Origin of the sequence: Pseudomonas sp. EZ-C24 (assembly GCF_014525325.1) — a bacterium.
In the GTDB taxonomy this organism is placed as follows: domain Bacteria; phylum Pseudomonadota; class Gammaproteobacteria; order Pseudomonadales; family Pseudomonadaceae; genus Aquipseudomonas; species Aquipseudomonas shirazensis.
In genome coordinates this window covers 22,521-36,226 of sequence record NZ_JACDIU010000035.1, presented here as the reverse complement: position 1 = coordinate 36,226, position 13,706 = coordinate 22,521, and the positions used below count along the sequence as shown (strand labels likewise).

The window sequence follows — 13,706 nt, the reverse complement described above, 5'->3', positions numbered from 1 at the left end:
CGGATTGCGCGATCAACGGCTAGACAAAGGTAAAAAAAAGATACTGTATTACTTTTGTTAACAAGAATTAATTGCAATAATGGCGACCTATCTGTTCTCGGCCTGCCTCGGGGCCGTGATGAACGTCAACTCATTCTACTCATCAGGTCCGGCCAGCATGACTCGTACTCAACCCTCCGCTTCGCCAACCCAGTCGCGCGCCTGGCGCGCCATTGCCGCGCTGATGTTCAGCCTGGTGCTGGCCCCGGTCGCCATGGCCGATGAGCCAAACGCCACCGCTGCCACCACCCCAGCTGCCGCTACCGCGCCTGCCGCGCCCGCCGCTGAAGGCCAGGCCCCAGCCGCCGCACCTGCCGAAGGGCAAGTTCAGGCACCTGCCGAAGACAACGTGCAGCCGCTGGTCGAAGACACCTCGCTGGGCATGGCCCACGACCTGTCGCCATGGGGCATGTACAAGAACGCCGACATCGTCGTGAAAATCGTGATGATCGGCCTGGCCATCGCCTCGATCATCACCTGGACCATCTGGATCGCCAAAGGCTTCGAGCTGATGGGCGCCAAGCGCCGCCTGCGCGGCGAAATTGCAGCGCTCAAGCGCGTCTCCACCCTCAAGGAAGCTGCTGAAGCGTCCAACAAGGAAGGCACCCTGGCCCACACCCTGGTGCATGACGCCCTCGAAGAAATGCGCCTGTCGGCCAACGCTCGCGAAAAAGAAGGCATCAAGGAGCGCGTCAGCTTCCGCCTCGAGCGCCTGGTTGCCGCCAGCGGTCGTAACATGAGCAGCGGTACCGGCGTGCTCGCCACCATTGGTTCGACCGCGCCGTTCGTAGGTCTGTTCGGTACCGTATGGGGCATCATGAACAGCTTCATCGGCATCGCCAAGACCCAGACCACCAACCTCGCAGTAGTTGCACCCGGCATCGCCGAAGCACTGCTGGCGACCGCTCTGGGCCTGGTAGCGGCCATCCCGGCAGTGGTCATCTACAACGTCTTCGCGCGTTCCATCGCTGGCTACCGCGCACAGGTGTCCGACGCTTCGGCGCAAGTCCTGCTGCTGGTCAGCCGCGACCTCGACCACCAGGGTGGCGAACGCGTCGCCCCGCACATGGTGAAAGTGGGGTAAGCCATGGGCCTGCATCTTAACGAAGGTGGCGATGACCTCGCCGAAAACCACGAAATCAACGTTACGCCGTTCATCGACGTGATGTTGGTGCTGCTGATCATCTTCATGGTCGCAGCTCCCCTGGCCACCGTCGACATCAAGGTCGACCTGCCCGCCTCGACCGCCAAACCGGCGCCGAGGCCGGAGAAACCGGTGTTTGTCAGCGTCAAGGCCGACCAGAAGCTGTACGTCGGCGACGATATGGTTGCTCAGCCCAGCCAGCTTGGCCCGATGCTCGACGCCAAGACCAAGGGCGACAAGGAGACCACCATCTTCTTCCAGGCCGATAAAGGCGTGGACTACGGCGACCTGATGGAAGTGATGAACAACATGCGCGCGGCCGGCTACCTCAAGGTCGGTCTGGTAGGTCTCGAGACGGCAGCCAAAAAATGATCAAGACGCGGCACAAACTGGCGCGTTACAGCGGCAGCTTGGCGATCGTGCTGGGTGTCCATGCCATCGCTGTGCTGCTGACGCTCAATTGGTCGGTGCCTCAGGCCATCGAACTGCCCCCGGCAGCGATGATGGTCGAGCTGGCACCGCTGCCTGAGCCAGCGCCACCACCACCGCCCAAGGTCGCTCCGCAGCCTCCGACTCCGGTCGAAGAGCCGCCGCTACCGAAGTTGGTTGGAGGCTCCAAAACCGAAAATCGCGATTGCCAAGCCGCCCAAGCCGAAGGCCAAACCGCAGCCGCCCAAGCCCGAGAAGAAGCCTGAGCCGCCCAAGGAAGCGCCACCCGCCGATGAGCAGGTAGTCGATACGCCGCCGAGCAATACGCCACCGCAGAAATCGGCAGCGCCAGCGCCAAGCATCGCCTCCAACAGTAAGGCCTTGCCGACCTGGCAGAGCGATCTGTTGCGTCACCTGGCCAAGTACAAGCGGTACCCTGAAGACGCCCGCCGGCGTGGCCTGCAAGGCATCAACCGGTTGCGCTTCGTGGTCGACGCCGACGGCAAGGTGTTGTCCTACTCGCTGGCCGGTGGTTCAGGCAGCGCAGCACTGGACCGAGCGACCATGGAAATGATCCGCCGTGCGGGCTCGCTGCCCAAGCCGCCGGCAGAGCTGCTGACCAATGGCTCGATCGAAGTGGTAGCACCCTTCGTCTACTCGCTGGATAAACGCTGACACTTTGTTTCTGTCACAAAAGCGCAAGTCTGATAACGTGCGTCTATCAATTGCAGCCGCTATGCTGGGGCTGCAACTTCATGGACGCACGTTATGACCCTCACTGAACTCCGCTACATCGTCACCCTCGCCCAAGAGCAGCACTTCGGCCATGCTGCCGAGCGTTGCCACGTCAGCCAGCCGACCCTGTCGGTCGGGGTAAAGAAGCTCGAGGACGAGCTTGGCGTGTTGATCTTCGAACGCAGCAAGAGCGCGGTTCGCCTGACTCCGGTCGGTGAAACCATCGTCGCCCAGGCGCAGAAGGTCCTGGAGCAGGCGCAAGGCATCCGTGAACTGGCCCAGGCCGGCAAGAACCAGCTGACCGCACCACTCAAGGTCGGCGCGATCTACACCGTCGGCCCGTACCTGTTCCCGCATCTGATTCCACAGCTGCACCGGGTCGCCCCGCAGATGCCGCTGTATATCGAAGAAAACTTCACCCACGTACTGCGCGAGAAACTGCGCAACGGCGAACTGGACGCAGTGATCATCGCCCTGCCGTTCAACGAGGCCGACGTGCTGACCCTGCCGCTGTACGACGAGCCGTTCTGCGCGCTGATGCCGGCAGATCACCCGTGGACCGCACGCAAGACCATCGACCCGGCCATGCTCAACGACAAGAGCCTGCTGCTGCTCGGTGAAGGCCACTGCTTCCGCGACCAGGTGCTCGAAGCCTGCCCGACCCTGGCCAAAGGCAACGACGGCTCCAAGCACACCACGGTCGAATCCAGCTCGCTGGAAACCATCCGCCACATGGTCGCCTCGGGCTTGGGCATCTCGATCCTGCCGCTGTCGGCAGTGCACAGCCATCACTACGCACCAGGCATCATCGAAGTGCGCCCGCTGACCGCACCGACGCCCTTCCGCACGGTGGCGATTGCCTGGCGCGCGAGCTTCCCGCGGCCCAAGGCGATCGAGATCCTGGCCGACTCGATCCGGCTGTGTTCGGTGGTCAAGCCACCCGTGGAACAGTCGGCCTGAGTCATGAGCGAGCTGTCCAAGGTGCCGGTCACTGAACTCAAGGGCGTCGGCGAGGCAATGGCTGAAAAGCTTGCCAAGGTCGGCCTGGAGAACCTGCAGGACGTACTGTTCCACCTGCCCCTGCGTTATCAGGACCGTACCCGCGTAGTGCCAATCGGCCAGTTGCGCCCAGGCCAGGACGCGGTCATCGAAGGCGTGGTCAGTGGCGCCGACGTGACCATGGGCAAGCGCCGAAGCCTGGTGGTGCGCTTGGGCGACGGCACCGGCGTGCTGAGCCTGCGCTTCTACCACTTCAGCAATGCGCAGAAAGAAGCCCTCAAGCGCGGCACTCATGTACGTTGCTACGGCGAGGCTCGCCCAGGTGCTTCGGGGCTGGAGATCTACCACCCGGAATACCGCGCCCTCAACGGCAGCGAGCCGGCGCCGCCGGTCGAGCAGACCTTGACCCCGATCTACCCGTCCACCGAAGGCCTGACCCAGCAGCGCCTGCGCCAGCTGTGCCAGCAAAGCCTGGCCATGCTCGGCCCGCGCAGCCTGCCAGACTGGCTGCCGCCGGAGCTGGCCAACGATTATCAGCTGGCGCCGCTCGACGAGGCGATCCGCTACCTGCACAACCCGCCCGCCGATGCTGATCTGGAAGAGCTGGCGGTGGGTCATCACTGGGCCCAGCACCGCCTCGCCTTCGAAGAGCTGCTGACTCACCAGCTGTCCCAGCAGCGCCTGCGCGAGAGCTTACGCAGCCTGCGCGCGCCGGCATTGCCCAAAGCCAGCCGGCTGCCTGCGCAGTACCTGGCCAACCTGGGGTTCAACCCCACCGGTGCCCAGCAAAGGGTCGGCAACGAGATCGCCTACGACCTTAGCCAACCCGAGCCGATGCTGCGCCTGGTCCAGGGCGACGTCGGCGCGGGCAAGACCGTGGTAGCCGCCCTGGCTGCCCTGCAAGCGCTGGAAGCCGGTTACCAGGTCGCCCTGATGGCACCCACCGAGATCCTCGCCGAGCAGCACTTCATCACCTTCAAGCGCTGGCTGGAGCCGCTCGGCATCGAAGTCGCCTGGCTCGCCGGCAAGCTCAAGGGCAAGGCCCGGGTCAGCGCCCTGGAGCAGATCGCCGGCGGCGCGCCGATGGTGGTCGGTACCCACGCGCTGTTCCAGGACGAGGTCAAGTTCAAGCATCTGGCGCTGGCGATCATCGACGAACAGCACCGCTTTGGCGTTCAGCAACGGCTGGCCTTGCGCAAGAAAGGCGTGGCCGGCGAGCAATGCCCGCATCAGCTGATCATGACCGCCACACCAATCCCGCGGACGCTGGCCATGAGCGCCTACGCTGACCTCGACACCTCGGTGCTCGATGAGCTGCCGCCCGGCCGCACCCCGGTGAATACCGTACTGGTAGTCGACAGCCGCCGCTTCGAGGTGGTCGAACGGGTCCGCGCCGCCTGCGCCGAAGGGCGCCAGGCGTACTGGGTCTGCACCCTGATCGAAGAATCCGAAGAGCTGACCTGCCAGGCCGCCGAAAGCACCTTCGAAGACCTCGGCGCGGCCCTGGGCGAGTTGCGCGTGGGCTTGATCCACGGGCGCATGAAGCCAGCCGAAAAAGCTGCAGTGATGGCCGAGTTCAAAGCCGGCAACCTGCAGTTGCTGGTGGCGACCACGGTGATCGAAGTCGGCGTCGACGTGCCCAACGCGAGCCTGATGATCATCGAAAACCCCGAGCGGCTTGGTCTGGCCCAGCTGCACCAGCTGCGCGGGCGGGTCGGCCGCGGTAGCGCCGCCAGCCACTGCGTGTTGCTCTATCACCCGCCGTTGTCGCAGGTCGGCCGCGAGCGTCTGGGCATCATGCGCGAGACCAACGACGGTTTCGTCATCGCCGAGAAAGACCTCGAACTGCGCGGCCCTGGCGAAATGCTCGGGACGCGCCAGACCGGCCTGCTCCAGTTCAAGGTCGCTGACCTGATGCGCGACGCCGACTTGCTGCCAGCCGTGCGCGACGCCGCCCAGGCGCTGCTTACGCGTTGGCCGGCACACGTCAGCCCGTTGCTCGATCGCTGGCTGCGCCATGGCCAGCAATATGGCCAGGTGTGACACAAGTCCCACTACGCAACCAGCCTGCCGTTCAGACTGGTTATACTTCGCGTTTAAAGAAACTATTGGATCCAGCTCATGACTGAAGCAGCCCTGGACGCCGCATCCCCGCAAGCACCGTCTGTTATCCGCCAACTGCTGGACAAGCTCGGCGTAGCTTACAAGGAGGTGCCGGAGCATCCGTCCCTGCCTGCAGCCTCGCGTGTTCAAGCGGTGCTGCTCGATGACGAAATCGGCGCGCTGCTGGTGCTGTTCCCGCACACTCAGTTGCTGGACCTCAATCGCCTCGCCGAGCTGACCGGGCGCAAGCTGCACGCCGTGCCGCTGACGCGCCTGAACCAGATGCTCGACAAGCACAAACTCAAAGCGCTGCCTGCCCTACCGGCCCTGACCAGCTCGCCCTGCCTGTATGACGAACGCCTGCTCGAGGCCGAGGCGCTGTTGATCCAGTCGGGCGAACGCGGCCTGCTGCTGCAGATCGAGCGCGGCGCGTTCAAGCGCATGCTGAGCAAGGCCAGCGCAGGCAAATTCGGCCAGACCGTGGCGGACATCCAGCCCAACCTCAACCGTCCTGACGATGATCCCCACGAGATCACCCAGGCGGTGCAGGCGTTCACCGCGCGGCGGATCCAGAAGCGCCTGGAAGAAACCATCGAAATTCCACCACTGGCCGACACGGCGCAAAAGATCATCAAGCTGCGGGTCGACCCCAACGCCAGCATCGACGACATCACCGGTGTGGTCGAAACCGACCCGGCGCTGGCCGCGCAAGTGGTCAGTTGGGCCGGTTCGCCGTACTACGCCTCACCTGGCAAGATCCGTTCGGTAGAAGACGCCATCGTGCGTGTGCTCGGCTTTGATCTGGTGATCAACCTGGCACTGGGCCTGGCCTTGGGCAAGACCCTGAGCCTGCCCAAGGACCACCCGCAGCAGGCCACGCCGTACTGGCAGCAGTCGATCTACACCGCTGCCGTGATCGAGGGCCTGACCCGCGCCATGCCCCGCGCCGAGCGCCCGGAAGCTGGCCTGACCTACCTCGCCGGGCTGCTGCACAACTTTGGCTACCTGCTGCTGGCGCACGTGTTCCCGCCGCACTTCTCGCTGATCTGCCGCCACCTGGAGGTCAACCCGCACCTGAGCCATACCTACATCGAACAGCATCTGCTCGGCATCAGTCGTGAGCAGATCGGCGCGTGGCTGATGAAGCTGTGGGACATGCCTGAAGAGCTGTCCAACGCGCTGCGCTTCCAGCACGATCCTGGCTACGATGGCGAACTGGCGGTGTTCCCCAATCTGGTCTGCCTGGCGACCAGCCTGCTGCGTTCGCGCGGGATTGGCTCAGGGCCGCAGGAAGAAATCCCCGATGCCCTGCTCGAGCGCTTGGGGCTGAGCCGCGAAAAGGCCGACGATGTCGTCAGCAAGGTGCTCGAAGCAGAAGCGCTGCTGCGCGAACTGGCCTCGCAGTTCCACCCTCCGCATTGAGCTGACCAGCACCGGGGCGTCAGGCGCCCCGCTCGCTCAGGCTTTGCGCTTGCGCGGTTTCAGGTACTTCATCAGGCCCTGGAACCAGATCACCAGCGCCGGATTGCCCTTGATCTGGATGTTCTTGTCCTGAATCCCCTGCATGAACGCCAGCTGTTTGTTGCTGGCCTGCAGGGTGGCGAAGCCGTAGGCGGCGTCCTTGAACGCAATCGCGAAGGCTGGCTGCGCATGTTGCCCGGCCTTGCTGCTGATGCGCTCGTTGCTGACGATGAAGTGACGGGCGACCTTGCCATCCAGGGTCTGCATCTGGAACACCAGATCCTTGTCCCGCAGCTGCTGCTGGAACGCCGGATTGTTGCGGCTGGCACGGGCCATCAACAAGCCCATGGCCCACAGAATAAAACGGAACTTCATCGGCAAGACTCGACTGTAATGTGACTGAAAGCGCTGAGTTTATCCTCTTTCAGAACACTTTATACAAGCCCGCCACCGTTACCCTATGGAAAGCAAAACGGACGCCATAAAGGCGCCCGTTGATTGGCTCTGCAACCGCTAGCAACGAGCCGCTTACTTTTTCTTCGCGGCAGCCTTGGCAGCGGGTTTGGCAGCGGCCTTGGCCGGTGCTGCCGCTTTGCCGGTCGGGTTGACCGTGTCCTTGAGACCCTTGCCTGGCTTGAACGCAACGGTGTTGCTGGCCTTGATCTTCACTGGCTCGCCAGTCTGCGGGTTTTTGCCAGTGCGGGCGCCACGGTGACGCTTCTCGAAAGTGCCGAAGCCAACCAGGGTAACGGTATCCTTATCGAGGGCCCCGGTGATGCTGTCGAGGATCGCATTAAGTACTTCATTGGCCTTTTCCTTGGTCAAATCGGCCTTTTCAGCGATGACAGCGGCGAGTTCTGGTTTGCGCATAGTGAAGCCTCTTGGACGGGAATTCTTGTTGTTATTGCCGTGCTGCCAGGGGAGGCAGCGCTCAAGGCGCCGCAGGCTCTAAACTGCGGCAGACGCGAGTGAGAATGGCACGCCAACCGGGACCGCGCCAGTATCAGCACGGCCATTGTGTCGGTAAGCCAACGGCATAAGCGACAGAACGCCAGCCATTTACGCCATAAGCGCCGGAAGCTGCCGATTTAGAGCGAGTTTTTCCATGACGGCGCTGCCTGTCAGGGCATAGCCGAGCAGCGCACCCGCCTCATCGTGGCAGGTCAGCTTGAGATCGGCGCCGTCACCTTCCACTTGCCACACGCCCATGCGGCCATGCGGCGGTGGCGCGACCACCAGTGGGCAAGCGGGGGTCTTCACGGTGATCGGCATCGGCCCGTATGCCACCGCCTGCGGATTGCCGGCCAAGGTCTGCGCCAGCGCGCGTACGCAGCTCATCAACGGCATCACGTACAACAGGTTGATGCCATCGACCTCGGCGCAATCGCCCAGGGCGTAGATATTGGCGTGCGAGGTGCGCAACTGACGGTCCACCACTACCCCACGATTGACCGCCAGCCCGGCCGCGGCGGCCAGTTCGGTGCGCGGGCGCAGGCCAATGGCCGAGACCACCAGGTCGCAGGCGATCACGCGGCCGTCGGACAAGTGCGCCTGCAAGCTAGCGCCATCGCGCTGTAGGCGGTCCAGCACGGGGCCTAGGTGGAAGCGCACGCCAAGGCTCTCCAGGCCTGCCTGCACCGCGCCTGCGGCGGCAGCCGGGATCAGGGTCGGCATCAGTTGCTCACAAGGGGCAACCACATCGACCTGGAAACCACCGAGGCTCATGTCGTTGGCAAACTCGCAGCCGATCAGCCCGGCGCCGAGAATCAGCACGCGCTGCTTGCCTGCCGCAGCGCGGCGAAAGCGGGCGTAGTCGACAAGGTCGTTGATCGCAAACACCGCATCGCTCGCGTCGCCCTGCAGCGGCAGCTGTACTGTCTGTGCGCCCAGCGCGAGAATCAAGTCACGGTACTCGACCACCTCTTCACCGATCCACAGCCGCTTGTGCCCAGGATCAATGCCGCTGATGCGCGTGTGCGTACGGATCTCCGCCTTGAGCTGATCGGCCATGGCCCCCGGCTCTGCCATGCACAGGCCGTCGGCGTCCTTGTTCTTGGCGAAGCCAGTGGACAGCATTGGCTTGGAATAGGAACGGCCGTCATCAGCGCTGATCAACAGCAGCGGCGTTTCGCCGTCGAGCTTGCGAAACTCACGGGCCAGGTTGTAGCCCGCAAGGCCGGTGCCGATGATCACTACTGGGGAGGTCATGCCGTATTCCTTTTACGTTGCCAAGGGTTGCTATCAGGCGATTTCGATCATTTCAAAGTCGCTTTTGCCTACGCCACAATCCGGGCACAGCCAGTCTTCAGGGACATCCTGCCATTGGGTGCCCGGCGCGATACCGTCATCCGGCCAGCCCTCGGCTTCGTTGTAGATCAGGCCACATACAATGCATTGCCACTTCTTCATCAACAGCTCCTCATCCAGGTTCAGGCTTGGCCTTGCCGCTTATCGCACTGTTGCACGCAACAGGCTGAGTTATGGCTCGTGCGGCTGCCACGGGCTTTTTACTGGCCCAGCCTGCAGTATGCAAGCAGCGCAGGCAATCATGCTAAGCTCGGCGCCTCTCTGGCTGTAACAAGCATACCGACGTGTCGTACGAATCCCCGCTAGCAGCCGCTGTTGCGTGGCTGCCGTATCCACAGCTGGCAACCACGCTTGCCCAGCCGACCCTCGACTGGCTGTTCGATGAAGGCTCGCTGACCCGCCGCCTGACTGCCCTGTCTGCTGATCATTTCAGTGTCACCCCGTTATTCCAGGGCTGGCAGCCGCTGCGCGATGACGAATGCCTGGCGCTTGGCCTTGAGCCTGGTGCGCAAGGCTGGGTCCGTGAGGTCTACCTGCGTGGCCATGGCCAGCCTTGGGTATTCGCCCGCAGCGTGGCCGGGCGCAGCGCGCTGGAGCGCGGTGGGCTGGACCTGGAAACCCTGGGCAGCCGTTCGCTGGGTGAGCTGCTGTTCTGCGATCAGGCCTTTGTGCGCCACCCTATCGAGGTGTGCAGCTACCCGCAGCACTGGCTACCGATTGAAGTCGCTGCTGCGAATCTGTGGGGCCGGCGCTCGCGCTTCGAGCGTGATGGCCTGCAACTACTGGTGGCCGAGGTGTTTCTGCCGGCCTTGTGGCAAGCCTCCAGCGAGGTAACCGGCTGATGTACCTGCAACTGCTGAAATCACTCAACCACCTGCACCCGCGCGCCTGGGACTTCGTCCAGCTGAGCCGCATGGATCGGCCGATCGGCATCTACCTGTTGCTGTGGCCGACCCTGACTGCGGTGTGGATTGCCGGCCAGGGCGCGCCGACGGTGGCCAATGTGCTGATCTTTGGCCTAGGCGTAGTGCTGATGCGCGCGGCCGGCTGCTGCATCAACGACTTCGCCGACCGCAAGGTCGATGGCCACGTCAAACGCACCGCCGACCGGCCGCTGGCCAGCGGTCGGGTCAAGCCACGCGAGGCGCTGGTGCTGTTCGCCGTGCTGGTGGCGGCGAGTTTCCTGCTGGTGCTGTGCACCAACGCCCAGACGGTTTGGTTGTCGTTCGGTGCGGTCGCCCTGGCGTTCTGCTATCCGTTCATGAAGCGCTACACCTATTACCCACAGGTGGTCCTGGGCGCAGCGTATTCGTGGGGTATCCCGATGGCCTTCACCGCCGCCGGCGGCGATCTGCCTGCCAGCGCCTGGCTGCTGTACATCGCCAACCTGCTGTGGACGGTGGGCTATGACACCTACTACGCCATGGTCGACCGCGATGACGATTTGAAGATCGGGGTCAAATCCACCGCGATCCTGTTTGGCGAGGCCGACCGGGCGATCATTCTTGGCTTGCAGCTGCTGTCGTTGGCCTGCCTGCTGCTGGCGGGCATCAAGTTCGGTCTGGGCGGCTGGTTCCACCTCGGCTTGGTGGGTGCGTTGGTGTGCTTTGCCTGGGAGTTCTGGTCGACGCGCAAGCTGGATCGCGACGCGTGCTTCAAGGCGTTTCTGCATAACCACTGGGCAGGCTTGCTGATCTTTATCGGCGTGGTGCTGGATTACGCCCTGGGCTGACTGCGCGCCCTGTGCCAGCGCTGTCAGGCGCTCGCGCAGGGCGCGGCGATGCCGTCAGGGCTTGGCTACATGCCAGACGTCCTTCATGCCATCGCCGGTGGTCTTGCCGGCTTCGGTGTCCTTGACGAAGGTGTACAGCGGCTTGCCATCGTAGGCCCACTGCATGCTGCCGTCGTCGCGCTTGATGTGGGTCCACTTGCCTGCCGCAGCCTTGTCATCTTCCTTGACCATCAGCGGCGGCCAGTTCTTGGCACAGTCGCCGTTGCACATCGACTTGCCGTCGCTGTCCTTGTCGAAGGTGTACAAGGTCATGCCCTTGTCATCCACCAGCATGCCGCCCTTGGCCATGCCCATGCCGCCATGCTCGGCGAGGGCTACCCCCGGCAGCGCCAAAACCGCGCAGAAGGCCATCCAGTTCAGCGTTGATCGTGTCATTGGATTTCACCGTATTTATTCGGGGGTTGGGATTTACAGCCTAGCTCAGCCGTCGATACTTGCAGTGGCAGCCCACGACTTGTCACACGACTGCAATAATTCCGTTATCTAATGCGGGCCAAGACATCCAATTCAGGAGAGGTTGAGAGCATGGTTGGCAGGAACATTCTGATCGTCGACGACGAAGCGCCCATTCGCGAGATGATCGCCGTTGCGTTGGAAATGGCCGGCTATGACTGCCTCGAGGCGGAGAACTCGCAGCAGGCCCACGCGATTATCGTCGACCGCAAGCCGGACCTGATCCTGCTCGACTGGATGCTCCCGGGCACCTCGGGCATCGAGCTGGCGCGCCGCCTCAAGCGTGATGAACTGACCGGCGACATCCCGATCATCATGCTCACCGCCAAGGGCGAAGAGGACAACAAGATCCAGGGCCTGGAAGTCGGCGCCGACGACTACATCACCAAACCGTTCTCGCCGCGGGAACTGGTCGCCAGGCTGAAAGCCGTGCTGCGCCGCACCGGCCCGAGCGACAGCGAGTCGCCAATCGAGATCGGCGGCCTGCTGCTCGACCCGATCAGCCACCGCGTCACCATCGACGGCAAGCCAGCCGAGATGGGCCCAACCGAATACCGCCTGCTGCAGTTCTTCATGACCCACCAGGAGCGCGCCTACACTCGTGGCCAGTTGCTCGATCAGGTCTGGGGCGGCAACGTCTACGTCGAAGAGCGTACCGTCGATGTGCACATCCGCCGCCTGCGCAAGGCGCTGGGTGAGGCCTACGAAAATCTGGTACAAACCGTGCGCGGCACTGGCTATCGTTTCTCGACCAAAAGCTGAGCGACGCCTGCGCAGCTGGCTGCACACTGTTGTACAAGGACCGTAACAATTGAACCAGAACTGGCATGCGACCCTGATTCGCCACCTGCTGCTGTTGATCACCGTCTGCATCATTGGCGGCCTGGTCAGCGGCTACTATGGCTGGAGCTTTGCCATCGGCCTGGCGCTGTACCTGGGCTGGACCCTCAAGCAGTTGCTGCGCCTGCACGACTGGCTGCGCAACCATCAACCCGACGAAGCACCACCCGACGGCTACGGCCTGTGGGGCGAGGTGTTCGACAGCATCTACCACCTGCAACGCCGCGATCAGCGCGTGCGCGGGCGCTTGCAGGCAGTGATCGACCGAGTCCAGGAGTCAACGGCTGCCCTGCGTGACGCGGTGATCATGCTCGACAGCGACGGCAATCTGGAATGGTGGAACCGCGCAGCGGAAACCCTGCTCGGCTTCAAGACCCCGCAGGATGGCGGCCAGCAGGTAACCAACCTGGTCCGCCACCCACGCTTCAAAGAATACTTCGAAGCAGAAAACTACCTTGAGCCGCTGGAAATCCCCTCGCCGATCAACGACCGCATGCGGGTGCAGCTGCACATCACCCGCTATGGCAACAACGAGCACCTGATGCTGGTGCGCGACGTCACCCGCATTCACCTGCTCGAGCAGATGCGCAAAGACTTCGTCGCCAACGTCTCGCACGAACTGCGCACGCCGTTGACGGTGATCAGCGGCTACCTGGAAACCCTCTTGGATAACGTCGAAGACGTCAATCCACGCTGGACCCGCGCCCTGCAGCAGATGAGCCAGCAAGGGTCGCGCATGCAGACGCTGCTCAACGACCTGCTGTTGCTGGCCAAGCTCGAAGCCACCGATTACCCCTCGGACAACCAGCCCGTGGCAGTCGATGCGTTGCTCACCGCGATCAAGGCCGATGCGCAGGCGCTGTCTGGCCCGCGCCAGCAGAACATCAGCCTCGAGGCCAGCCCTGGGGTCTACCTCAAGGGCAGCGAGTCGGAGCTGCGCAGTGCGTTCTCCAATCTGGTGTTCAACGCCGTCAAGTACACCCAGGACGGCGGCAACATCCGCATCCGCTGGTGGGCCGATGAACAGGGCGCGCACCTGTCGGTGCAGGACTCGGGGATGGGGATCGAGGCCAAGCACCTGCCGCGCCTGACCGAACGCTTCTACCGGGTGGACTCCAGCCGCAACTCCCACACCGGCGGCACCGGCCTGGGCCTGGCGATCGTCAAGCACGTGCTGCTGCGCCACCGCGCGCGGCTGGAGATCAGCAGCGTGCCCGGCCACGGCAGCACCTTTACCTGCCATTTTGCCGCTGTGCAGATGGATATCGGCAAGGGCAGATAGCCACAGCGGGTGGCTGGCACTGACCGACGCCGCCCTGCCCCCCCTTTGCTTTTGCCGCCTCAGCCGCTACATTGGCTGTCCTGCGCCGGCACAGCTGGCGGCTTTTTATCATCATTTTCGCA

At 63.4% G+C, this 13,706-nt stretch carries 14 protein-coding genes and 1 pseudogene; 10 read left to right on the top strand and 5 right to left on the bottom strand.

Annotated features, from left to right (window positions below):
- The first annotated feature begins 157 nt into the window (after nucleotides 1-157).
- From exbB to IDM28_RS23155, 6 genes and pseudogenes are all read left to right on the top strand, one after another.
- Entirely contained in the window at nucleotides 158-1,123 is a 966-nt protein-coding gene (gene exbB / locus IDM28_RS23180; protein WP_188036948.1) for a tonB-system energizer ExbB, read from the top strand.
- Nucleotides 1,124-1,126: 3 nt separating this feature from the next.
- Nucleotides 1,127-1,555 (top strand): TonB system transport protein ExbD, encoded by a 429-nt coding sequence (gene exbD / locus IDM28_RS23175; protein ID WP_101322869.1) that lies wholly within the window; start codon nucleotides 1,127-1,129, stop codon nucleotides 1,553-1,555.
- A pseudogene (locus IDM28_RS23170) lies at nucleotides 1,552-2,287 on the top strand (energy transducer TonB). Before exbD ends, IDM28_RS23170 begins: the two are co-directional and overlap by 4 nt.
- Nucleotides 2,288-2,380: 93 nt before the next feature.
- The gene (locus IDM28_RS23165; protein WP_101322867.1) at nucleotides 2,381-3,307 is read left to right on the top strand and encodes a hydrogen peroxide-inducible genes activator; all 927 of its coding nucleotides are present in this window, start codon (nucleotides 2,381-2,383) and stop codon (nucleotides 3,305-3,307) included.
- Nucleotides 3,308-3,310: 3 nt separating this feature from the next.
- Nucleotides 3,311-5,389, top strand: a complete 2,079-nt coding sequence (recG, locus tag IDM28_RS23160; protein ID WP_101322866.1) for an ATP-dependent DNA helicase RecG — start codon at nucleotides 3,311-3,313, stop codon at nucleotides 5,387-5,389.
- 78 nt (nucleotides 5,390-5,467) lie between these two features.
- Nucleotides 5,468-6,871 carry an aminoacyl-tRNA deacylase and HDOD domain-containing protein gene (locus IDM28_RS23155; protein ID WP_188036947.1) on the top strand — a complete coding sequence of 468 codons (1,404 nt, stop codon included), beginning with the start codon at nucleotides 5,468-5,470 and terminating at the stop codon, nucleotides 6,869-6,871.
- Between the two features lie 36 nt (nucleotides 6,872-6,907).
- Here IDM28_RS23155 and IDM28_RS23150 read toward each other — a convergent pair whose 3' ends face one another.
- The 4 genes from IDM28_RS23150 to IDM28_RS23135 all read right to left on the bottom strand — a co-directional run bounded on the left by IDM28_RS23150 (nucleotide 6,908) and on the right by IDM28_RS23135 (nucleotide 9,319).
- Nucleotides 6,908-7,285 (bottom strand): helicase, encoded by a 378-nt coding sequence (locus tag IDM28_RS23150; RefSeq protein ID WP_101322864.1) that lies wholly within the window; start codon nucleotides 7,283-7,285, stop codon nucleotides 6,908-6,910.
- Between the two features lie 153 nt (nucleotides 7,286-7,438).
- Entirely contained in the window at nucleotides 7,439-7,780 is a 342-nt protein-coding gene (locus tag IDM28_RS23145; RefSeq protein WP_101322863.1) for an HU family DNA-binding protein, read from the bottom strand.
- A gap of 189 nt (nucleotides 7,781-7,969) precedes the next feature.
- Entirely contained in the window at nucleotides 7,970-9,118 is a 1,149-nt protein-coding gene (locus tag IDM28_RS23140; RefSeq protein WP_188036946.1) for an NAD(P)/FAD-dependent oxidoreductase, read from the bottom strand.
- 33 nt (nucleotides 9,119-9,151) lie between these two features.
- Nucleotides 9,152-9,319, bottom strand: a complete 168-nt coding sequence (locus IDM28_RS23135; protein ID WP_101322861.1) for a rubredoxin — start codon at nucleotides 9,317-9,319, stop codon at nucleotides 9,152-9,154.
- 182 nt (nucleotides 9,320-9,501) lie between these two features.
- Here IDM28_RS23135 and IDM28_RS23130 point away from each other — a divergent pair, with 182 nt between their 5' ends.
- Both IDM28_RS23130 and ubiA read left to right on the top strand, forming a co-directional pair.
- Nucleotides 9,502-10,059: a chorismate--pyruvate lyase family protein gene (locus IDM28_RS23130; RefSeq protein ID WP_101322860.1), complete on the top strand. Its 558-nt coding sequence runs from the start codon at nucleotides 9,502-9,504 to the stop codon at nucleotides 10,057-10,059.
- Nucleotides 10,059-10,949: a 4-hydroxybenzoate octaprenyltransferase gene (gene ubiA / locus IDM28_RS23125; RefSeq protein ID WP_150572479.1), complete on the top strand. Its 891-nt coding sequence runs from the start codon at nucleotides 10,059-10,061 to the stop codon at nucleotides 10,947-10,949. Before IDM28_RS23130 ends, ubiA begins: the two co-directional genes overlap by 1 nt.
- Before the next feature lie 54 nt (nucleotides 10,950-11,003).
- Here the strand turns inward: ubiA and IDM28_RS23120 are convergent, their stop codons facing one another.
- Nucleotides 11,004-11,384 carry a hypothetical protein gene (locus IDM28_RS23120; RefSeq protein WP_101322858.1) on the bottom strand — a complete coding sequence of 127 codons (381 nt, stop codon included), beginning with the start codon at nucleotides 11,382-11,384 and terminating at the stop codon, nucleotides 11,004-11,006.
- 150 nt (nucleotides 11,385-11,534) lie between these two features.
- Between IDM28_RS23120 and phoB the strand changes: the two genes are divergently transcribed.
- Nucleotides 11,535-12,224, top strand: a complete 690-nt coding sequence (gene phoB / locus IDM28_RS23115; RefSeq protein ID WP_103435541.1) for a phosphate regulon transcriptional regulator PhoB — start codon at nucleotides 11,535-11,537, stop codon at nucleotides 12,222-12,224.
- 49 nt (nucleotides 12,225-12,273) lie between these two features.
- Complete coding sequence (gene phoR / locus IDM28_RS23110) at nucleotides 12,274-13,584, top strand: phosphate regulon sensor histidine kinase PhoR (protein ID WP_101322856.1); 1,311 nt, start codon at nucleotides 12,274-12,276, stop codon at nucleotides 13,582-13,584.
- The last annotated feature ends 122 nt before the right edge of the window (nucleotides 13,585-13,706 follow it).

Bases quoted from the DNA above. Each gene is read 5' to 3' on its own strand.
- IDM28_RS23120 (WP_101322858.1), bottom strand. From the start codon at position 11,384: ATGACACGATCAACGCTGAACTGGATGGCCTTCTGCGCGGTTTTGGCG.
- IDM28_RS23140 (WP_188036946.1), bottom strand. From the start codon at position 9,118: ATGACCTCCCCAGTAGTGATCATCGGCACCGGCCTTGCGGGCTACAAC.
- recG (WP_101322866.1), top strand. From the start codon at position 3,311: ATGAGCGAGCTGTCCAAGGTGCCGGTCACTGAACTCAAGGGCGTCGGC.
- IDM28_RS23155 (WP_188036947.1), top strand. From the start codon at position 5,468: ATGACTGAAGCAGCCCTGGACGCCGCATCCCCGCAAGCACCGTCTGTT.
- ubiA (WP_150572479.1), top strand. From the start codon at position 10,059: ATGTACCTGCAACTGCTGAAATCACTCAACCACCTGCACCCGCGCGCC.
- IDM28_RS23135 (WP_101322861.1), bottom strand. From the start codon at position 9,319: ATGAAGAAGTGGCAATGCATTGTATGTGGCCTGATCTACAACGAAGCC.
- exbD (WP_101322869.1), top strand. From the start codon at position 1,127: ATGGGCCTGCATCTTAACGAAGGTGGCGATGACCTCGCCGAAAACCAC.
- phoB (WP_103435541.1), top strand. From the start codon at position 11,535: ATGGTTGGCAGGAACATTCTGATCGTCGACGACGAAGCGCCCATTCGC.
- IDM28_RS23165 (WP_101322867.1), top strand. From the start codon at position 2,381: ATGACCCTCACTGAACTCCGCTACATCGTCACCCTCGCCCAAGAGCAG.
- IDM28_RS23150 (WP_101322864.1), bottom strand. From the start codon at position 7,285: ATGAAGTTCCGTTTTATTCTGTGGGCCATGGGCTTGTTGATGGCCCGT.
- IDM28_RS23145 (WP_101322863.1), bottom strand. From the start codon at position 7,780: ATGCGCAAACCAGAACTCGCCGCTGTCATCGCTGAAAAGGCCGATTTG.
- exbB (WP_188036948.1), top strand. From the start codon at position 158: ATGACTCGTACTCAACCCTCCGCTTCGCCAACCCAGTCGCGCGCCTGG.